18 protein-coding genes and 2 pseudogenes are annotated in these 20193 nt (G+C 70.1%); 14 read left to right on the top strand and 6 right to left on the bottom strand.

Annotation, left to right across the window (positions count from 1 at the left end; translation table 11 throughout):
* Positions 1-61: 61 nt before the first annotated feature.
* The 4 genes and pseudogenes from C2L58_RS51335 to C2L58_RS31945 form a co-directional block, all read left to right on the top strand.
* Positions 62-199, top strand: a pseudogene (locus C2L58_RS51335) (helix-turn-helix domain-containing protein); the annotation flags it as partial.
* Positions 200-292: 93 nt separating this feature from the next.
* A complete protein-coding gene (locus C2L58_RS31955) occupies positions 293-871 on the top strand; it encodes a LysR family transcriptional regulator substrate-binding protein (protein ID WP_255410606.1) in 579 nt (192 codons plus the stop codon).
* A pseudogene (locus tag C2L58_RS51330) lies at positions 864-1286 on the top strand (GNAT family N-acetyltransferase); the annotation flags it as partial. The gene C2L58_RS31955 and the pseudogene C2L58_RS51330, both read left to right, overlap by 8 nt.
* A 106-nt stretch (positions 1287-1392) precedes the next feature.
* Entirely contained in the window at positions 1393-2532 is a 1140-nt protein-coding gene (locus C2L58_RS31945) for an LLM class flavin-dependent oxidoreductase (RefSeq protein ID WP_199191542.1), read from the top strand.
* On the opposite strand, the gene C2L58_RS31940 is transcribed toward C2L58_RS31945, so the two are convergent.
* Together C2L58_RS31940 and C2L58_RS31935 are read right to left on the bottom strand one after the other, a co-directional pair.
* Complete coding sequence (locus tag C2L58_RS31940; protein ID WP_103341378.1) at positions 2468-3583, bottom strand: LLM class flavin-dependent oxidoreductase; 1116 nt, start codon at positions 3581-3583, stop codon at positions 2468-2470. The two genes, C2L58_RS31945 and C2L58_RS31940, sit on opposite strands and share 65 nt — an antisense overlap.
* Positions 3584-3608: 25 nt before the next feature.
* Positions 3609-4094, bottom strand: a complete 486-nt coding sequence (locus C2L58_RS31935) for a winged helix-turn-helix domain-containing protein (RefSeq protein ID WP_103341377.1) — start codon at positions 4092-4094, stop codon at positions 3609-3611.
* A gap of 118 nt (positions 4095-4212) precedes the next feature.
* Here C2L58_RS31935 and C2L58_RS31930 point away from each other — a divergent pair, with 118 nt between their 5' ends.
* Positions 4213-5334, top strand: coding sequence for an LLM class flavin-dependent oxidoreductase (locus C2L58_RS31930; protein WP_103341376.1), 1122 nt, complete (start codon positions 4213-4215; stop codon positions 5332-5334).
* 4 nt (positions 5335-5338) lie between these two features.
* On the opposite strand, the gene C2L58_RS31925 is transcribed toward C2L58_RS31930, so the two are convergent.
* Both C2L58_RS31925 and C2L58_RS31920 read right to left on the bottom strand, forming a co-directional pair.
* On the bottom strand, positions 5339-6673 hold the full coding sequence (locus tag C2L58_RS31925) for an NtaA/DmoA family FMN-dependent monooxygenase (protein WP_103341375.1): 1335 nt from the start codon (positions 6671-6673) through the stop codon (positions 5339-5341).
* Between the two features lie 11 nt (positions 6674-6684).
* On the bottom strand, positions 6685-7890 hold the full coding sequence (locus tag C2L58_RS31920; protein ID WP_103341374.1) for an LLM class flavin-dependent oxidoreductase: 1206 nt from the start codon (positions 7888-7890) through the stop codon (positions 6685-6687).
* Between the two features lie 327 nt (positions 7891-8217).
* Here C2L58_RS31920 and C2L58_RS31910 point away from each other — a divergent pair, with 327 nt between their 5' ends.
* The 9 genes from C2L58_RS31910 to C2L58_RS49440 all read left to right on the top strand — a co-directional run bounded on the left by C2L58_RS31910 (position 8218) and on the right by C2L58_RS49440 (position 18793).
* A complete protein-coding gene (locus C2L58_RS31910) occupies positions 8218-8616 on the top strand; it encodes a hypothetical protein (RefSeq protein WP_199191541.1) in 399 nt (132 codons plus the stop codon).
* A gap of 138 nt (positions 8617-8754) precedes the next feature.
* Positions 8755-10365, top strand: a complete 1611-nt coding sequence (locus C2L58_RS31905) for an ABC transporter substrate-binding protein (RefSeq protein ID WP_103341373.1) — start codon at positions 8755-8757, stop codon at positions 10363-10365.
* Positions 10362-11315, top strand: a complete 954-nt coding sequence (locus C2L58_RS31900; RefSeq protein WP_103341372.1) for an ABC transporter permease — start codon at positions 10362-10364, stop codon at positions 11313-11315. Before C2L58_RS31905 ends, C2L58_RS31900 begins: the two co-directional genes overlap by 4 nt.
* The gene (locus tag C2L58_RS31895; RefSeq protein WP_103341371.1) at positions 11308-12129 is read left to right on the top strand and encodes an ABC transporter permease; all 822 of its coding nucleotides are present in this window, start codon (positions 11308-11310) and stop codon (positions 12127-12129) included. The genes C2L58_RS31900 and C2L58_RS31895 overlap by 8 nt, the downstream gene beginning before the upstream one ends.
* Positions 12126-13688 (top strand): dipeptide ABC transporter ATP-binding protein, encoded by a 1563-nt coding sequence (locus C2L58_RS31890; protein WP_103341370.1) that lies wholly within the window; start codon positions 12126-12128, stop codon positions 13686-13688. The genes C2L58_RS31895 and C2L58_RS31890 overlap by 4 nt, the downstream gene beginning before the upstream one ends.
* 165 nt (positions 13689-13853) lie before the next feature.
* Entirely contained in the window at positions 13854-14984 is a 1131-nt protein-coding gene (sfnG, locus tag C2L58_RS31885; protein WP_103341393.1) for a dimethylsulfone monooxygenase SfnG, read from the top strand.
* On the top strand, positions 14981-16156 hold the full coding sequence (locus C2L58_RS31880; protein ID WP_103341369.1) for an acyl-CoA dehydrogenase family protein: 1176 nt from the start codon (positions 14981-14983) through the stop codon (positions 16154-16156). Before sfnG ends, C2L58_RS31880 begins: the two co-directional genes overlap by 4 nt.
* 636 nt (positions 16157-16792) lie before the next feature.
* Positions 16793-18046 (top strand): sialidase family protein, encoded by a 1254-nt coding sequence (locus tag C2L58_RS31875; RefSeq protein WP_233226051.1) that lies wholly within the window; start codon positions 16793-16795, stop codon positions 18044-18046.
* Positions 18047-18196: 150 nt separating this feature from the next.
* Positions 18197-18793 carry a hypothetical protein gene (locus tag C2L58_RS49440; protein ID WP_158264202.1) on the top strand — a complete coding sequence of 199 codons (597 nt, stop codon included), beginning with the start codon at positions 18197-18199 and terminating at the stop codon, positions 18791-18793.
* Here the strand turns inward: C2L58_RS49440 and C2L58_RS31865 are convergent.
* Entirely contained in the window at positions 18757-19122 is a 366-nt protein-coding gene (locus C2L58_RS31865; protein ID WP_103341367.1) for a darcynin family protein, read from the bottom strand. The genes C2L58_RS49440 and C2L58_RS31865 overlap by 37 nt on opposite strands.
* Before the next feature lie 80 nt (positions 19123-19202).
* The gene (locus C2L58_RS31860) at positions 19203-20096 is read right to left on the bottom strand and encodes an NAD(P)H-binding protein (RefSeq protein ID WP_103341392.1); all 894 of its coding nucleotides are present in this window, start codon (positions 20094-20096) and stop codon (positions 19203-19205) included.
* Positions 20097-20193 lie beyond the last annotated feature (97 nt).

The following is a 20193-nucleotide window of genomic DNA, read 5'->3' as shown; positions in this document are numbered from 1 at the left end:
GCTAACCCAGTGTTTCCGCAGGTGAGCAGCTTGTTTAAAGCGCACTAGAAAAGTCGTAGTTGTCGCCGACGAGCTGCACTTCGGCCGGGCCGCCGAGCGGCTGCACATCGCCCAGCCCGCGGTCAGCCGGCAGATCGCGCGGCTGGAGCGTGAGCTGGGGGTGCGGCTGTTCGACCGGTCGCCGCGGCGGGTCCGGCTCACGGAGGCCGGGTACCGGGTGCTCGACGCGGCCCGGGAGGCGCTGGCGGCCGCCGACCGGGTCCGGGGCGCGGCGACCCCGCGGGCGGGGGTGATGCGCATCGGTACCGGCACGGGCCAGTTCACTGCCCGGCTGGAACGGGGGATCGACGCGTTGCGCGAGCAGGCTCCGGGGTTCGACGTGGTGCTCGTCGATCTGCCGCTGCCCGCGCGCCTGAACGCCCTGCGGCAGGGCGAGCTCGACCTGGCCCTCGCGCGGGGCGTGCGGGCGGCGCCCGGGCTGCGGGTGCTGCCGACGTGGACGGAGTCCCTGTTCGCGGTCGTGTCCGTGCGGCACCCCGCCGCCGGTCGCGCGGCCGTCGGCGTGGCCGAACTGGCCGACGGTCCGTTCCGCGCTGCCCAGGATCACGACCCGTCCGTGGTCGCCGCGTTGCGGGAGGCCCCACTGCGGCCGGGCCGCCGTGCGGGCACGGTCGGGGACACGATCGTCGAGGTCGGCTCCGATCCGCGCAGCTGGACCGTGCTACCCGCCGATCAGGTGGCCGAGCTCCGCTCCACGCGGGTGCGGGCGATCCCGCTCGAACCTCCGACGACGATCACCGGCAGCGTCGTCATCCCGGACGAGCTCCCTTCCACTTGCGCTACGGCCCACCGGGCGGCCTTCGGTGACTGACGCCGAGCCCCGCCTGATCGTTCCCACCGAGCGCCTGTACCCGGCCTGGGTCGATGCGCACGCGGAGTGGGGACCGGGCCTGCATGAAGACGGTTTCGGCTTGTTGGCCACCGACGACGTTCGGACCCCGGCCGGGTTCTCCGCGTGGATCGCCCGTCTCGCCACTGACGTGAGCTGCACGTACCGGTGGATCGTCGAGGACGGCACGGTGCTCGGGGCCATCGCCTTGCGGCACGGAAGCGGTGAGCTCGTCCAGCGCGCCGGGCACATCGGCTACGGCATCCGGCCGGCCGCGCGGGGACGCGGCTTGGGGACGTGGGCGCTGGGGGAGATGCTGGCGGAGGCGGCACGGCGCGGCATGGACCACGTGGTGCTGGTCTGCGCTGCGGACAACACCGCGTCGGCCAAGACGATCGAACGGCAAGGCGGAGTCCTCGACAGCGTCGGCGAAGTCCGGCGCTACCGGGTCAGCATCGCCGGGGATCTTGAGTCGTCAGACGCGTGGCGGCCTTCGCCGCCCGGTGATTACCGTCGGAGGTATCGAATTCCTCTGGTACATCCCGAACCAGGCCGAGCCCGGTCACCGCGGCGACGACGTCGTCGCGGACCACAACAGCCTGGACACGCTTACGGCGCACGCCCACGCGCTCGAACGGCACGGCTGGGCGGGCGCGCTGCTCGGCACCGGGTGGGGTCGGCCCGACACCTTCACCGTCGCCACCGCACTGGCCGCGCGCACGAGCGCGTTCCAGCCGCTCGTCGCGGTCCGGCCGGGGTACTCGCGGCCCGCGCAGTTCGCGGCCGCGGCCGCCACCCTGGACCACCTCTCCGGCGGGCGGCTGCTGGTCAACGTGGTGTCGGGCAAGGACGACCTGTCCGCCTACGGTGACGACGAAGGCGACCAAACCCGGCGCTACGCCCGGACCAAGGAGTTCCTCCAGCTCGTGCGGCGGCTGTGGGCCGAGGAGAACGTCACATACGAGGGCGAGTACTTCGGCGTCACCGGCTCCACCCTCGCGCAACGGCCGGTCACCCGTCCCGGCCGCCCGCACCCGCGGCTCTACTTCGGCGGCGCTTCCGCGGCCGCCGAGGAAGTCGGCGCCACCGAAGCGGACGTCCAGCTGTTCTGGGGCGAACCTCTGGACGGCGTCGCCGAGCGGATCGAACGACTCGAAGACCTGAGTGCGAAACTGGGGCGCGAGCACCCGCCGCTGGAGTACGGGCTGCGCGTCACCACGTTCGTCCGCGACACCACGGAACAGGCCTGGGCGGAAGCCGAGGCCAAGGTGGACCGGATGGCACGGGGGACGATCGTCCGCGAGACGTCACGTGGTCCGCGGCCACCGGCCAGCGACGGCTGCTCGACCTGGCCACGCGAGGCGACGTGCTCGACGACAACCTCTACACCGCTCCTGGCCGGTTCGGCGCCGCCGGTGCGGGCACGACCTGGCTTGTCGGATCGGCCGAGGACGTCGCGAAGTCCCTGCGCAAGTACCGAGCGCTCGGGATCAGCCACTTCATCCTGTCCGACACCCCTTATCTGCCGGAGATCAAGCGGCAGGGCGATCAGCTGCTGCCGTTGCTGCGGAGCTGAGCTCAGCGGTTCCAGTGTTCGGCGAGCAGTTCGTAGGACCGCACCCGGTCGGCGTGGGCGTGGGTGATGGTCGTGACGACGAGCTCGTCCGCGCCGGTCGCCTCCTGCAACTGCCGGAGCCGGGCGGCGACCGTGGCGGCCGAGCCGACGAACTGGGTGTCGACGCGGTCGGCGACGATCGCGCGGTCCTCGTCGCTCCACTCGTGGGCGGCCGCTTCTTCCGGTGTCGGGAACCGGATCGCGCCCTCGGCGCGGCGGATGCTGCGGACCCAGAGCGCGTAGCCCGACGCCAGTTCGCGGGCCGCGGCGTCGTCTTCGGCGACGACCACGTCCGCCGATACCGCGATGTGGGGGCGGGGGAGTTCGTCCGACGGCCGGAACGCCTGCCGGTAGGCGTCGACGGCTTCGAGCACGCTGGACGGGCTGACGTGGTAGTTGGCCGCGAAGCGCAGCGAGTTGTGGCCGGCTACGGACGCGCTCTGGCCGCCGCTGCTGCCGAGGATCCAGACCTGCGGCCGCGCGCCTTCGCCGGGGACGGCGTGGGCTTCCAGTCCCTCGGCGGAGCGGTAGGTGCCGCGCAGGAGGGCGAGAATGTCGTCGACCTGCTCGGCGTAGCCGGGGGATTCGGCGCCGGGTTGCTGCAGCAGTCCGAAGGCCAGGCCGAGCCGGGACGACCGGGCCAGACTGCCGAAGTCGGGTTTCGCCGGGATGAGCAGGCCGTTGGCGGCCTGAGCGGGCGCCGGCCGTGGCGCCGCCGTGGCGTATTCGCGGACCAGCTGCTTACCGCTGCGGCCGAGCCCCAGGTCGAGCCGCCCGGGGTGGAGCGCGTCGAGGAGGCCGAACTCTTCGACGACGGCCAGGGGTGTGCGGTGGGCGAGCTGGACGCCGGCGGAGCCGAGCCGGATGCGTTCGGTGGCTCCGGCCACGAGGGCGATGAGCACCGGTGGGGAAGCACCGGCGACGCCCGGGTTGAGGTGGTGTTCGGCGAACCAGTAGCGGTGGTAGCCGAATTCTTCGGTCCGCCGGGCGAGGTCGACGGTGTTGCGCACGGCGTGGGCGACGTCGGACCCGGAACTGACCGGGACGAGGTCGAGCACCGACAAGGGGGCGTCAGCCACGATGATTCTCCTGTTCGGCAGCGGCTCAGAGCAGGGCCACCGGTGCTGAGCTCTCGAAGCGGTAGCCCACACCGCGGACGGTGGTGATCGGGTCCAGGTGTGGCTCGAGCTTGGCCCGGAGCTTGCGGACGTGGACGTCGACCGTCCGGTCACCGCCGTGCTGCCGCGGCCAGAGTGCGGATTTCAGCGCGGCGCGGGTGAAGACCCGGTCCGGGTGCGCACGCAGGAACCGCAGCAGGTCGAATTCCAGCCGGGTCAGCGTGAGCGGACTGCCCAGCAGGACCGCGCGCCGGGACTCGGTTTCGATGCGCAGGAGGGGGTCCGAGACCAGGGTGAGGTGGGCGGCGCGCCGAGGGCGGGCGGTGATGACGTCGACGTTCGCCAGTCCGTCGAGCGCAGTGGTCAGCCGGGTGGCGATGAGAGCGGCGTCGGCGGCTTGGCCGGTGAGGTCGATCCGGATGGCCACGTCGAACACCTCGGAGTCCGCGCGTTGTCCGGGCTGGGTCGTCATGAGTGCGATTGTGGGCCGTGACTGCCGTGGCGTGGAAGGCTGCCCGGCGGGTGGAACGACTTGACGGCACACGGATCGCCGGCGGCACGATGACGGTGTTGCACGAAGGAGCCGCGTGATGAGATTCCAGGTCCTGGACATCCTGCCCCACCTCACGAATCCGGTGACCGGTCGCCGGGTCCGGACCGACGAGCGCTTCGCCCAGGCGCTCACCTCCGCGCGTTATGCGGAAGAGTTCGGGTTCGACGCCGTCGCGCTCGGCGAACGGCACGCGGGGCACTTCTTGAGCAGCGGCGTCACCGTGCTGCTGGGCGCGATCGCGGCGACGACGAGCCGGGTGCGGATCCAGACCGGGGTCTCGGTGCTGTCGATCCACGATCCGCTGCGGGTGGCGGAGGACTACGCGACGGTCGACCAGTTGTCCCGCGGGCGGCTGGAGCTGGTGATCGGCAAGGGCAACGAGTTGCGCCAGCTGCCGATGTTCGGCATCGAGAACGGTGACCAGTGGGACGCGCTCGCCGAGAAGTACGAGCTGCTGCGGCAGCTCTGGCGCGAGGAGGACGTCACCTGGTCGGGGCGGTTCCGCGGCCCGCTGGCCGGGGTGACCAGTTTGCCGCGGCCGTTCGCCGGCGCGCCGCGGGTGTGGCACGGTTCGGCGACCACGGTGACGTCGGCGGAGCTGGCGGCGAAGTGGGGTGATCCGCTGTTCTCGGCCAACGCCCTCCAGCCGCGGGACCGGTACACCGTGCTGATCGAGCATTACCGCAAGCACTACGCCGAGCACGGCCACGACCCGCGGTTCGCGTTCGTCGGTGCGGGTGCCGGATTCCTGTACCTGGCGGACACCACGCAGGAAGCGCGTGGGGCCTTCGGCCCGACCTACGAGAAGATCGTCGAGTTCTTCAACCAGCCGGGCAACCACACGCCGGGAAACCCGATGGAGTTCCCGACGGTCGACGACGCCATCGAGCGCGGGCCGGTCCTGGTCGGCAGTCCACAGCAGATCGCCGAAAAGATCCTGTGGTGGCACGAAGCCTACGGGCACGACCTGCAGTCGTTCAGCCTGCCGACGATGATCCCGCACGAGCAGCAGCTGGACATGCTGGAACGGTTCGCCTCGGAGGTCGTGCCCGTGGTGCGGAAGGCCGCGCCCACGACACTGTGGACGGACGACGACCCCTACGGCGGGCGCCCGGCCGTGCACGGGCGCACCGCCGCGGATGCGGCGGGCGGCCGCTGACGGTTCAGGTGTCCAGGCCGAGGTGGTCGCGCAGGGTCGTGCCGGTGTAGTCGGTGCGGAAGGAGCCGCGTTCCTGCAGCAGCGGGACGACGGTGTCGGCGAACTCGTCGAGGCCGCCGGGGGTGACGTGCGGGACGAGGATGAAGCCGTCGCTCGCGTCGGCCTGGACGAGGTCGTCGATCGCGGCGGCGATGGTCGCGGGTGAGCCGATGAACGTCTGCCGTCCGGTGACTTCGATGATCAGGTCGCGGGTGGAGAGGTTCTTGGCCTCGGCGAGTTGCCGCCATTCGCGGGCGGTGGCCAGGGGGTCGCGGTACATGCGGACGCTGGCGCGACCCGGCGCGATCGTGGACCCGTCGACCACCGGGTCGGTCGTGGGCAGCGGGCCGTCGGGGTCGTGGCCGGACAGGTCGGTGTTCCAGACCTGTTCGAGGAACTTGATCGCGGTCTGCGCGCTGACCTGCTGCCGCCGGACGAGGTGGGCGCGTTCGTGGGCGTCGGCGTCGGTGTCGCCGAGGACGAACGTGGCCGCGGGCAGGATCACCAGCTGCTCCGGCGTCCGGCCGTATTTCGCCAGCCGGCCCTTCACGTCGGAGTAGAACTTCTGTCCCGCTTCGAGGGTGCCGTAGCGGCTGAAGATCGCGTCGGCGGTGGCCGCGGCGAACTCGCGACCCTCGTCGGAGTCGCCGGCTTGGATGATCACCGGGCGGCCCTGTGGGCTGCGCGGGACCGGGAACCGGCCCTCGATGGCGAAGTGGCCGTCGTGGTGGGCGAACGTGCCCGCCTCGGGGTTGCGCAGGAACACGCCGGTCTCGGCGTCGGCGGCGATCTCGTCGCCGCGCCAGGAGTCGAACAGCTCCCAGGCGGTGCGCAGGAACGTCTCGGCGCGCTCGTAGCGCTGGTCCTGGGGGAGGTACCCGCCGCGGCGGAAGTTTTCGCCGGTGAAGGCGTCCCACGATGTAACGACGTTCCACGCGGCGCGCGCGGCGGAGAGGTGGTCGAGCGAGGCGAACTGCCGGGCCACCTCGAAGGGTTCGTTGAACGTCGAGTTGATCGTCCCGGCGAGGCCGAGCCGCTCGGTGACCGCGGCCAGCGCGGAGAGCACGGTGAAGGTGTCCGGGCGGCCGACGACGTCGAGGTCGTAGATCTGCCCGTTCTGCTCGCGCAGCCGCAGGCCTTCGGCGAGGAAGAAGAAGTCGAACTTCGCGCGCTCGGCGGTCTGCGCGAGCTTGACGAAGGAGCTGAATTCGATGTGGCTGCCGGCTTCGGGGTCGCTCCACACGGTTGTGTTGTTGACGCCGGGGAAGTGCGCCGCGAGGTGGATCTGCTTGCGGGACATCTCGGGCCTCCTCAGGCGGTGGCGTAGCGGTTGGCGGGCCGGGAAAGACCGAGCAGGCCCCGTAGGGTGCTCGCCTCGTATTCGGTGCGGAAGGCACCGCGGGCCCGCAGTTCGGGGACCAGGCCGCGGGTGATGGCGGTCAGGTCGTGCGGTACCGCGCCCGGCCGCAGCCGGAAGCCGGAGAGCCCGGCGCGCTGCCAGTCGAGCAGCAGGTCGGCCAGCCCGGCCGGGGTGCCGGTGAAGACGTACGCGTCCGAGTCGTACGCCGCGCCGAACCGATCGTCGAGCCGGGCCTTGCGGTCCGCGGCCGCCTGCTCGGTCTCACCGAGGAACACGACGACGTCCCCGAAGACGTGCAGGGTCTCGCCGCCGCGTCCGGCGCGGTCCTGCTCGTCGCGCACCGCGGCGACGATCGTGCTCGCCTGTCCGCGGTCGAACGGTGTCACGTAGACGACGTCGGCGGAGCGGGCGGCGAGCCGGTAGGGGATGGCGGCGTGAGCCAGCGCCGTGACCAGGGGCTGGCCCTGCGGCGGCCGTGGGGTGATCGACGGGCCCTTGACCGAGAACCAGCGGCCGGTGAAGTCAATGTAGTGCAGCTTCTCGCGGTCGACGAACCGGCCGGTAACGACGTCGCGGATCTCGGCGTCGTCCTCCCAGGAGTCCCAGAGCCGGCGCAGCACCTCGACGTAGTCCGCGGCCTCGTCGAACAGGTCGGCCAGGGGGCCGGGTTTGTCCGGCTCGGCGGCGTCTTCGAGGCGGAACTCGCCGAATTCGCGGCGCCCGAAGTGCCGGTTGTCGTCGGCGCGGCCGGCGACCTGCACGCGGACGCCGGCGCGGCCGGTGCTGACGTAGTCGAGTGTGGCGATGGCTTTGGACAGGTGGAACGGCTCGGTGTGGGTGACCACCGCGGTGGGCACGAGCCCGATGTGCGAGGTCAGCGGGGCGACGCGGGCGGCGATCAGCACGGCGTCGAGGCGGCCCTGGACGATGCCGGTCCGCTCGCCCGGCCGGTCGAGGGGGTGCACCGTCTGCAGGGCCAGCGAGTCTTCGATGGTGACGAAGTCCAGCTTCGCCGCCTCCGCCTCCCGGACCAGGTCAGCCCAGTAGCCGGCGGTGAGCAGCTCGCGTGGCCGCGCGCCGGGTTCCCGCCACGCGGCAGGATGCCACCCGGCTCCGTCCAGCGCGACCGCGATCCGTGGTCCCGTTCCTGAAGTCATCCCGGCGTTCCCTTCTCCTCGGCCCATGCGCAGTGTGCGCCGGATCCCGCGCTTCAGGCGGGACTGGTCAACTGCTGGGACGCACGTGGAACGCCGGAATAAATCGCGGGTCACACCACTTCGTTCAGCTTTCCGGTGGCGACGTCGAGCGAGCGGATCTCGTCCTCGGTGACCACGCCGCCGGCGTTGCGGATCACGTGGGCCTCACCTTCGCCGCGGCCCAGACGGCGGGACCGGCGGCGCGCAGCCCGCTGGTCCAGGAGTACTGACCCTGCTCGACGGCGTGCTGGCGACCCAGTACCGGGTGCTGACCGCGGCGGTCCCGCTGTGGCTGGTCGCCCGGACCACGGCGCCGAACTGGACGATCTCCGGCGTGATGGTGGTCAACACGCCCCGACGTGGCTGGCTCTCGGTTTCCTGCTGGCCGCGGTGGTCGTGCCCACGATCGGCGAACTCTGGCAGGCGGCGGGCGGCTTCGAGCTGTCGTTCACGCTGGCGCCCCCGCACGCGGTCGGCCAGTACCAGGGCCTCTTCGGGATGGGACTGGGGCTCGGTGTGACGCTGGGGCCCGCGGTGCTGAACGCCCTGTGCATCACTTGGGGCACACCGGGCTGGTTCGTGATCGGGGGCATTTTCGCCGCGACCGGCCTGGCCGTTCCGGCGGTGGTCCGCCGGGCCGAGCGCGATCGGTCGCGACAGGCCGCGGTCGAGCCGCAGGTCGCGTGACCGTTTCACTTGTGTGTGTCAAGGGCGCGTCGTCGCGGTGCCAGGGAATGAGACTCCGGTTCGCACAGTGGGACGGCCTCAAGCGCTTGGCTAGCGTCGCACTCGAAGACGCAACCGTTCCCTGCTGGAGGCCGTCCGGTGTCCCCACTTTCCTTCGCCCGCAACGCCGCGGCCGTGCTCGCCTTGCCCGTGCTGCTGACCGCCTGCTCCGCCGCGGGCACCGAACAGGCCGCCGACGCCGGCCCGCCGAAGCCCGGCGGCACGCTGCGGCTGGGCATCTCGTCCGCGCCCGACTGCATCGACCCACAGCAGGCCGCCACGAACGCGTCGATCAACGTCGGCCGCCAGCTCGTCGACTCGCTCACCGACCAGGACCCGAAGACCGGCGAGATCAAGCCGTGGCTGGCCGAAAAGTGGGAGATCAGCCCGGATTCGACGGCCTTCACGTTCCACCTGCGCTCCGGCGCGACCTTCTCCGACGGCAGCCCGGTCGACGCGGCCGCCGTGAAGACGAGTTTCGACGGCATCAAGGCCCTCGGCACGAAGGCCCAGCTCGGCTACGGCTACCTCGCCGCATACAAGGCGTCGACCGTCGTCGACCCGCAGACCGTGCGCCTCGAGTTTTCCGCGCCGAGCGCGCAGTTCCTGCAGGCCAGCTCGACGATGTCGCTCGGTCTCCTCGCGCCCGCCGCATTCAGGCAGACCCCGGAACAGCGCTGCCAGGGCACCGGCCTGACCGGCTCCGGGCCGTTCGTCTTCGAAAGCCTGAAGCAGAACCAGGAAATCGTCCTGGCCAAGCGCAAGGGGTACGCCTGGGGCTCGTCGCTGTTCAAGCACCAGGGTGAGGCCTACCTCGACAAGATCGACTACAAGATCGTGCCGGAGCCTGGCGTCCGCACTGGCAGCCTTTCCTCCGGCCAGCTCGACGCGGCGACGGACATCCAGCCGGTCGACGAGCCGCAGTTCACCGGCAACGGCTTCAGCGAGAACATCCGGCCCAACCCCGGCGTCGTGTTCAACCTGCACGCCAACACCACCCGGGGCGTGCTCACCGACGAGAAGGTGCGCCAGGCCGTGCTCAAGGGCGTCGACCGCACCGAAGTCGTCAACACGGTGCTGACGCCGAGCTACAAGGCCGCCACCAGCATCCTCGGCTCGGCGACGCCACTGCACAGCGACCTGTCGCAGCAGCTTGCGTACGACCAGAAGGGCGCGGCCGGGCTGCTGGACGGCGAAGGCTGGGTGCCCGGCCCGGACGGGATCCGCGTCAGGGACGGGCAGAAGCTGAGCGCGTCGGTCGTGTTCTCCCCGGTGTTCAACCAGAACCGCAGCGTGCTGGAGCTGATCCAGCAGCAGCTCCGCAAGATCGGCTTCGACCTGCGAATCGAGCAGCACACCACGGCCGAGACCACACAGATCCAGCTGAGCGGGAACTACGACTTCCTCTGGTACAACGTCACGCGCGCGGACCCGGACATCCTGCGCGGCCAGTTCTCCACCAAGGCCGGCAACCGCAGCAAGCTGACGCCGGGCAACCCCGTGGATGTCGCCCTGGATGCGCAGTCGTCCACTGTGGATACGGCCAAGCGGAAGCCGTCCGCCGACGAGGTGCAGAAGCTCATCATCGACCACGCCTACGCGGTCCCGGTGTTCGAGCTGACGCAGGTCGTCGCGGTAAGCGCGAAGGCGCACAACGTCGACTTCGAGGCGTCGTCGCGGCTGCAGCTGTTCGACGCGTGGCTGTCGTGAGGCGGTATCTCCTCCGTCGCGTCGGGCAGGCGGTGTTCGTACTGTGGGCGGCGTTCACGCTGTCGTTCCTGATCCTGTACCTGCTGCCGGGCGACGCCGTGTCGGCGAAGCTCGCCAGCGGGGAGGCGGGGTCGTCGGCGACGCCTGAGCAGCTCGCGGCCGCCCGCGCGGAGTACGGCCTCGACTCGCCGCTGCCGGTCCAGTACCTGAAGCGCCTGGTCTCGGCGCTGCACGGTGACTTCGGCCGCAGCGTCGCCACCGGCGATGATGCGACGCACATGGTCGTCACGGCGCTGCCGCCGACGCTGGCGGTGACCGGGCTGGCCCTGGTCTTCGCGGTCTTGTTCGGCGGCGGGTCGGCGTTTCTCGGCACGTTCACGAAGTTCCGCTGGCTGCGGCAGGCGCTGCTGTCCCTGCCGTCGCTGGCCATCTCGCTGCCGCCGTTCTGGGTCGGGCTGCTGCTCATCCAGTTCTTCTCGTTCCGCCTGCGGCTGCTGCCCGCGCTCGGCACGCAGGGCTTCTCCGCGCTGATCCTGCCCGCCCTCACGCTGGCCCTGCCGACCGGCGCGATCATCGGGCAAGTGCTGGCGAAGAGTCTGGCCACGCAGCAGGAGCAGCCGTACGCGGAGATCGCGGCGGCCAAGGGTGCGAGCCGCTGGCGTGTCCATTCCGGACACCTGCTGCGCAACGCGGCCGTGCCGACGCTGACCATCGCCGGGGTGGTGGCGGGCAACCTCGTGGCGGGTTCGGTGATCACGGAGACGGTGTTTTCGCGTGACGGCGTCGGCCGGATCACCGCGGCCGCCGTCACCGCGCAGGACGTCCCGGTGGTGCAGGCGGTGATCGTGCTGGCCGCGCTGGTGTTCGTGGTGCTCAACCTGGTCGTCGACCTGCTCTACCCGCTGCTCGATCCGCGCATCGCCCGGACGCCGGAGGTGGCCCATGGTTGACCTCGCCACCCCGGCTCGCGTGGTGCGCCGCCCGGGTCTCGTGTTCGCCATCGCGGTGCTGGGGTTCGTGCTGCTGGCGGCCTTCGTCCCGGCGCTGCTGACCGGGTACGATCCGATCACCGGCGTCCCGAAGGAACGGCTGCAGGGCCCGTCGCTGAAGCACCTCTTCGGCACTGACGAGACCGGCCGGGACGTCTACGCGCGGGTTATCCACGGCGCGGCGCTCTCGCTGCGCGCTACCGCGATCGCCGTGCTCGTCGCTTTGGTCGCGGGCTCCGCGCTGGGCCTGCTGGCCGGGTTCCGCGGCGGGTGGGCCGACACCGCGATCATGCGGGTCGTCGACGTCTTCCTGGCCATCCCGCCGATCCTGCTCTCGTTGGCCCTGGTCACGGCGCTGGGCTTCGGCACGACCAACGTCGCGATCGCCGTCGGCATCGCCAACCTCGCGTCCTTCGCACGGGTCATGCGTGCGGAGGTGCTTCGCGTGCGTAACGGCGTGTTCGTCGAAGCCGCGCGAGCCTCCGGCGTTCGCTGGTCGGGTGTGTTGCTGCGGCACGTCCTGCCCAACGCGGCGGGACCGGTGCTCGCGCTGGCGACCCTCACGCTCGGCACGGCGGTGCTCGAGGTGTCGGCGCTGAGCTTCCTCGGCTTCGGCGCGACGCCGCCGACACCGGAGTGGGGTGCGCTCGTCGCCGGCGGGCGCAGCTTCCTGGCCACGGCCTGGTGGATGACGACGTTCCCGGGGCTGACGGTCGCGGCGGTGGTGCTGTCCGCGAACCGGCTGGCCCGGGCACTGGACGGAGGAGACCGATGACCTTGCTGCGGATTTCCCAGCTGGCCGTGTCGTACAAGACGGTCCCTGCCGTCCGTGACGTCAGTCTGGACGTCGGTGCCGGTGAAGTGGTCGCGGTCGTCGGCGAATCGGGCTCGGGCAAGTCGACGACCGCGCACGCGGCGATCGGTCTGCTACCCCGCGGCGGCCGGGTCGACGGCGGTTCGATCACCTTTGACGGCCGCGACCTGCTCGCGCTCTCGGACAAGCAGTGGCGGGGAGTGCGCGGGCGCGAGATCGCGCTGGTGCCGCAGGACCCGGCGGTGTCGCTGAACCCGGTGCACCGGATCGGCGACCAGGTCGCGGAGGTGCTGAAGATCCACGGCCTCGCGGACCGGCGCTCGGCGTCGGTGCAGGCGACCGAGCTGCTGGAACGCGCGGGCGTTCCGCAGCCGGAGCTGCGGGCACGGCAGTACCCGCACCAGCTGTCGGGCGGCCTGCGCCAGCGCGTGCTCATCGCGGCCGCGCTGGCCGGGCGACCGAAGCTGATCATCGCCGACGAGCCGACCAGCGCCCTCGACGTCACCGTCCAGCGACGCATCCTCGACCACCTCACGTCGCTGGCCGCCGAGTCCGGCACGGCGATCCTCCTGATCACGCACGACCTCGGCGTCGCGGCCGACCGGGCGTCGCGGATCGTGGTGCTCTCGCAAGGTTCGGTCGTGGAGGAAGGTACGTCGGTCGTCAGCGCTCCGACCCACCCGTACACGCAGCAACTGCTTGCGGCAGCGCCGAGCATGTCGAGCGCCCTGCGTCCGGCCGCACCGCCCGCGGAGCCGCTGGTTTCGGTGCGCGACCTCGCGAAGACGTTCGACGGCGGCATTCGCGCGGTCGACGGCGTCTCGTTCGACATCCCGCGCGGGCAGACCCTGGCGCTGGTCGGTGAATCCGGCTCGGGCAAGTCGACGACCGCGCGGATGGTCCTGCGGCTGGAGCGGCCGTCGGCGGGTTCGGTGCGGTTCGACGGCCAGGACATCACCGCGCTCGGTGGCGACGAACTCCGGCGGTTGCGGCGGCGGATGCAGATCGTGTACCAGAACCCGTATGCGTCACTGAACCCGAGGTTCTCCATCGAGGACGTGGTCGCGGAACCGTTGCGGGCGTTCGGGGTGCCGGACCGCCGGGCCCGCGTTTCGGAGCTGCTGGAGCAGGTGGCACTGCCGTCGTCGGTGGCGCGCCGGAAGCCGGCGGAGCTGTCGGGCGGCCAGCGGCAGCGAGTGGCGATCGCGCGGGCCCTGGCGCTGAAGCCGGATCTGGTGGTGTGCGACGAACCGGTGTCGGCGCTGGACGTCTCGGTACAGGCCCAGATCCTGCGGCTGCTGGACGAACTGCAGTCCTCGTTGGGTCTGTCGTACCTGTTCATCTCGCACGACTTGGCGGTGGTCCGGCAGCTCGCGGACCACGTCGGGGTCATGCGCGCGGGGGAGCTGGTGGAGCTGGGCCCGGCTGCCCACGTGCTGGAGCAACCGGAGTCGGAGTACACGAAGGAGCTGCTGGCGGCGATTCCGGGGCGTTCGGTGCTGAGTGCCGCGAAAAGGTAACCCATGGGGCGGCTTTGCTCGAATCGGAGCCCATGACTACAGGACGGTAGGCCTCGCCGCGCCGTCGTAACAGTGCAGCGCCGGTTCGTTCAGTGCTTGGGAATCCGGGTTCTCATTCTCTGGATGCCGTTGCTGTGCGCGGCGCGGTACCCCACTCTGCCGATCATGACCCAGCTCCACGAACCTCTGAAATTCGCCTATTGGGTGCCGAACGTCAGCGGCGGGCTCGTCACCAGTGACATCGAGCAGCGCACCGACTGGGGGTACGAATACAACCGGGATCTCGCGGTCATCGCGGAGAACAACGGTTTCGAATACGCGCTCACGCAGGTGCGCTACACCGCCAGCTACGGTGCCGCCTACCAACACGAATCGACCGGCTTCAGCCTCGCCCTCCTGCTGGCGACGCAGCGGCTGAAAGTCATCGCGGCCGTGCACCCCGGGTTGTGGCAGCCCGGGGTGCTGGCCAAGTTCATCGCCAGCGCGGACGTCCTCTCCGGCGGCCGGGCCGCGGTGAACGTCGTCAGCGGCTGGTTCAAGGACGAGTTCACCGGACTCGGTGAACCGTGGCTGGAGCACGACGAGCGCTACCGCCGGTCCGAAGAGTTCATCCGGGTACTCAAGGAACTGTGGACCAACGACCACGCCGAGTTCTCCGGCGACTTCTACCGCATCCACGATTTCGACATCAAACCCAAGCCGATCGCGGGAGAGGGCCGTCCGCATCCGGAAGTCTTCCAGGGCGGGAACTCCACCGCCGCGCGCAAGCTGGCCGGCCGCGTGTCGGACTGGTACTTCAGTAACGGGAAGGACTACGATGGCTTCAGCGAGCAGGTGGCCGAGGTCCGCGGCTACGCCGCCGAAAACAACCGCGCCGTGCGATTCGGCCTGAACGGGTTCGTGATCGCCCGCGAAAGCGAGTCCGAAGCGCGGGACGTGTTGCGCGAGATCGTCGCCAAAGCCAATGTGGAAGCCGTCGAGGGCTTCCGTTCCGCCGTGCAGCAGGCCGGCAACTCCACCGCGGACAAGAAGGGCATGTGGGCGGATTCGGCGTTCGCCGACCTCGTCCAGTACAACGACGGCTTCCGCACCCGGCTCATCGGCACCCCGGAACAGATCGCCGAACGCGCCATCGAATACAAGCGCCGCGGCGCGAGCCTGCTGCTGCTCGGCTTCCTGCACTTCCAGGAGGACGTGGAGTACTTCGGCAAGCACGTGCTCCCGATCATCCGGGAGCTGGAAAAAGACCTCGACCACAGCGCCGCAACACCCGAACCCGTGAGGAGCCGAGCATGACCGACTGGATCGAACGCGCCCGCGAGGTCGCCGCCAAACTCGCCGTCGACGCCGTCGGACGCGACCATCGCGGCGAAACTCCGTACCAGGAAGTCCGGTTGCTGAAGGACGCCGGCCTGGTGACCCTCCTCGGCCCGGCCGAGCACGGTGGCGGCGGACAGACCTGGGAAACCGCGTACCGGGTGATCCGCGAGATCGCCGAGGCCGACGGCTCGATCGGGCAGCTGCTGGGCTACCACTACCTGTGGGCCTGGGCCGCGCGCCTGGTGGCCACGGACGCCCAGGTGACCGCGGTCGAAGAGCTGTACACGAAGGACAACTTGTTCTTCGGCGGCGCGGTGAACCCGCGCGATTCCGACCTGACGATCACCGAGGACGGCGACTTCATCGTCTACAACGGGCACAAGTCGTTCTCCACCGGCGGCAAGGTCTCGGACCTGACCGTGCTCGAAGGCGTCCGCGAAGGAACCGAGGACCACATCTTCGCGATCGTCCCGTCGAAGCAGGAGGGCATCACCTTCCACGACGACTGGGACAACATCGGCCAGCGGCTCACCGAATCCGGCAGCGTGACGATCGAGAACGTCCGGGTGCCGTGGGAGTCGGCCGCCGGCTACGTCGACCGCAAGTTCCAGCCGCTGGTGTATAACACCCTCAACGTCCCGGCGATCCAGCTCGTCTTCGCGAACTTCTACCTCGGCATCGCCCAGGGCGCGCTGAAGACGGCGCTCGCCTACACGCAGGACCGGACCCGGGCTTGGCCCTACGGCGGCGACGACAAGCAGGCGGCCTCGGAGGAGTGGTACATCCTCGACGGCTACGGCGACCTGCAGGCCAAGCTGTGGGCGGTCGAGGCCCTGGTGGACAAGGCCGGTGCGGCGATCTCCCGCGTGCTGCACGCCCCGCGGGAGGAGTTGACACCCGAAGCGCGCGGCGAGGTGGCGGTGCTGATCGCCGCGGCCAAGCAGCGCACGGTGGACACCGGCCTGGAAATCGGCACGAAGATCTTCGAGCTGACCGGGGCGCGGGCGAGCGCGTCGAAGTACGGCCTCGACCGGTTCTGGCGCAACCTGCGGACCCACTCGCTGCACGACCCGCTGCCGTACAAGCGCCGCGAGGTGGGCGTGTACGCCCTGCTCGGCGAATACCCCACGCCGACCTGGTACACCTGAGCGGAGTTCAGGCCGGGGCGGCGACGATCCGGCCGAAGACATCGCTCGGTCACCCGCCCACGACGCGGTCATCCGCTGGACCCAGGTGCCGAGCGTCCCTCGTTCCTCGTTGGGGACACCGACGTGGTCCGAGCTTCAGGAAACCGATGACCCGTCGTGGCGCAGGCGCCGACCGGCAGCTTGCCAGAGTGATCACCGCGCCGACGGGTGGCGGGAGTCGTTTTGGCTGACTGCCACCCGACGCATGCGGCGGACGAACTGTGTCCGGTAGTGCGCCTGTGGGGTTACGAGGCTCGACACCGTCGCTTCGGTGAGCCCGGTCGCCGCCGTGACTTGGGCGGCCCTCGGTTGCCGAGGTATCGCAGCACCAGGCTCAGGTTGTGCCGCCGGACGCTTGGCGGCCGCGCAGGAACGAAGCCCGGCTCGTTCGTCTCAAGTAAATTACATATCCTGAATTCGGCCATACGCGCCGTAGATACGGTTCCCTGTCCTTGACAGTGGCCAGGCCGGCGAGTTTAGTTCGCTGTCTAGACGAAGTGGTCCACCGAGGCGCTGCCGAACCCGCATCTTCTCCCCAAAACGAAGCCATGCACACGGGCGTGCATGGTGGGCGGGGGCGTCACTGAGGAGGCAATCGTGCCGGATCGCCACGCATCACACGCAGATGAGCCGACCGCCGGCCGTTCGCAGTTCTCTCGTCGGACTTTCCTCGGCGCCGGCGCAGGTGTTGCTGCTGGGGCGACGTTGGGACTGGCTGGGCCGGCGTTCGCCGACACGGGCAAGCCGCATGGAGAAACTCCGTTCGGGCCCGTTGTCGTGGCGAACCCCGGAGGACGGGCGTCCTACGCCCGGGCCGTGCGTCTTACCGCCGGGCGGCCTGCCGGGATGTCGCGGACGCTGCTCGCGACGTTTCAAGGGGGAAGCGGTCCGGGTTTTCCGCTCTACCGGAGCGACGACGATGGCCGCACCTGGGAGAAGCAGGGCAGTGTGCCCAACGCCGATGAGGCCACCGGATTCTCCCTTCATCCGTTCCTGTACGAACTGCCCCGGGCGTTCGCGGGCTTGCCCCAGGGCGCACTGCTCTTCGCCTGCAACTGGCTGGACAGCTTCACCAGCACCAACATCCAGCTTCATGCCAGCACGGATGGCGGCCTCACCTGGCGGTTCCTGAGCACGGTCGCCCGGGGCGGACCGCCCGACACGACGAACGGCGCGACGCCGGTGTGGGAGCCGTTCCTGCTGCTGCACAACAACAGGCTGATCTGCTACTACTCCGACCAACGGGACCCGCACTTCGGTCAGAAGCTCGCCCACCAGACCAGCACGGACCTGCGCACGTGGGGTCCCGTGGTAGACGATGCGACCGGAACGACGTACCCCGAACGACCGGGCATGACCACCGTGGCCAGGCTGAACAGGGGCCTGTGGATCATGACCTACGAATTCGGGGCGCCCGACGACCCTGACAACCCCGATCAAAACAATTACACCTACCACGTGCACTACCGGATCGCGAAGGACCCGGAGTCGTTCCGGTTCTCCGGGGACACCCCGCTCCTCGACCAGAATGGCGATGCGCCGAACGGAGCGCCCGTGGTGTCGTGGACGGACTCGGGCGGGCCGAACGGAACGCTCATCGTCACGGACAACGACAATCAGGACTTCTTCGTCAACCGCGACCTCGGCAACGCCGGGAAGTGGACGCGAATGTCCTCGCCCATGCCGGCCGGGTACAGCCGGTTCACCATTCCCCTCGACGGTCTCCGCAGCCCTCGAAAGCGTGGCCTGGTCTTCGTCATCACGGGAGCACAGTACGGAAAATCCGCGCCAGTCGAGGCAGGCATCATCTCGGTGGACGACTGCGAGAACGCGGCCCCCCGACGGCAATAGCGAGACCGCCTGCTCCGGCGACCGCGCGGGCAAGTCGATCGCGGGCTGCCACGGGACAGCCGCAGCGCCCCTCCGCCGCTTCGGTGGCGTTTGCCCCAACCCACGTTCCCCCGATCGAACAAGTCGGCAGCGGCGATCACGCTCGACGCGTTGAGCGGCGTGCTCACCCGGCCGAAGACGTCAGTGTGGTCCGGTGTGACCGTCGGCAGCACCGGCGCTGAGCCGGGTCCTTGCCGCGTCGCCGTCGACCGGGCCGCCGTCGACTCCGGGCTGGCCACGCCCGCCATCCCGTCCCGCAGTCCCGCGCTGGTTGAGGGCGACTCGCCGGCCTGCTTCACCTTCCGCCGTTTCGACGATGATGGCGAACGGCAGTCGGAGCTGGGCGCCATCGATCACGGCCGCGCCGGTGCCGAGCTGGCCGAGCGGCTGGCCGACCAGATCCGGGCCTGGGGCCGCGCACGCACCTCCGCGGCGGCCTTCGCGCGCACGTCGTCGTCGACGAGGTTGAGTGTGCCGAGTTCGTCGCCGGCTCCCCATCGGCCCCCAGTTGCCGGGCAGGTCGAGGTCAGTCGGATTGACCACGTGGTCAGACCCGCTCAGCACGATCCACAACGGCGCGCCGCGCCGCCCGGCAGGGCAGGGCAGGAGGTGGAAGCACTCGCGGCAGAGGACCGTACACTGGCCCGGTCACGCGGAGGCGGGCCGGCGTATCAGGTGACGATGGTCGCCAGGGGGTCGAGACCGTAGGTGCGGGCGTAGCCGTTCTCGGTACCGACGAGCAGGTCGACGATCTCGAAGTAGCGGTCCCAGAAGGGAGTCTCGCGCAGCGCGTCGATGAGGAGCTGGTAGGCGTGGTGATCGTCTGCTTCCCAGACCCAGATGTCGGTGACGCGTGTGGAGTAGAACTCGGTGTCGTAGAAGCGTGACCGGACGCCGGTGGTTTTGGCCTTGATCGCGGGGACGACCTGGGTGGTGAAGGCGTCCGCCCGTTCCTGGACGGTCATGGCAAGCCATTCAGGGGTGGTCTTGATGAGCATGAAAGCGGTCACCGTTGCTTGGGCTTCTTCGGTGGGCATGGCGGGTCCTTCCCCGGTGGCAGGTGGTCTTGATGTGTGCGGCACGACGACGGGTGCCGGTGATGCGTCGGACGGTGCGGTCAGGACAGGACGACGGGCTTGAGGGTGTCGGCGCACCACTGCTCGAAGGTCGTGGGAGAGGCGGTGTCCGCGGTACGGGTGACGCCGGCGTCGAGGCCGTTGTCCTTGGCCTGCTTCATGTCGATGATGCCTTGGACGAACGTTTCGTTGAGGCCGTAGCCGACGAGAGTGGCGCGCAGCTCCTCGACCGGCTGGCGCTCGTAGCGGACGGGGCGGCCCAGCTGCTCGGTCATGATGCGAGCCAGGTCGCCGGGGGACAGGTCCCGGGGTCCGAGAACCGGGACGTCGCCGACGCCGGTCCAGGAGCGGTCCAGCAACAGGCGGGCGGCGACGGCGGCGATGTCGGCGACGGCAACCAGGGGGGCCTTGCGATCGGCGTCGACGACGTCGGTGAACACGCCCTTCTCGCGGATCGAGCCGGCCTCCTCCAGGAGGTTCTCGAAGAAGGACGGGTTGGCAAGAGCCCGGTAGGCGACGCCGGTTTTCGCGATGAGGTCGTCCATGGCGAGGGACGCGGTGACGAGCCCGGCCCGGTCGGCGACCGGCGTGCCGCGGCCGAGCGCGGAGACGCCGACGACGTGCCCGACGCCGTGGGCGGCGAGGGCCTCGGCGGCGGGGCGAGTGAACTCGCTCCAGGCGTCCACCGGGCTCAGGGAGGAGTCCGGGGGCACGAGCCAGAAGGCAGCGTCCGCGCCCTCGAAGGCCCGGTCGACGACCTCGGCGTCGCCGTGCGAGCCGGTGATCACCTCGACGCGTCCGCGCACCGCGTCCGGAAGCCGGGCCGGGTCGCGGGCGATCACCCGCAGCTCCTCGCCGTGGGTGGAGGCGGCATCCAGCAGCAGGGACAGCAGGTGACGGCCGATGTTTCCGGTGGGAGCAGTGATGACGATCATGAAAACCTCGCAGGTCGTGCCGGTCGGTACGCTTCCGATGCTGCTGAGAAGCACACCCATGCCACAATGGGAACTTCGGCAAGCATTCATTGTCTGA

Origin of the sequence: Amycolatopsis sp. CA-126428 (genome assembly GCF_002904335.1) — a bacterium.
In the GTDB taxonomy this organism is placed as follows: domain Bacteria; phylum Actinomycetota; class Actinomycetes; order Mycobacteriales; family Pseudonocardiaceae; genus Amycolatopsis.
The sequence above is the reverse complement of the archived record's forward strand: the minus strand, read 5'-3'. Positions and strand labels throughout refer to the sequence as shown.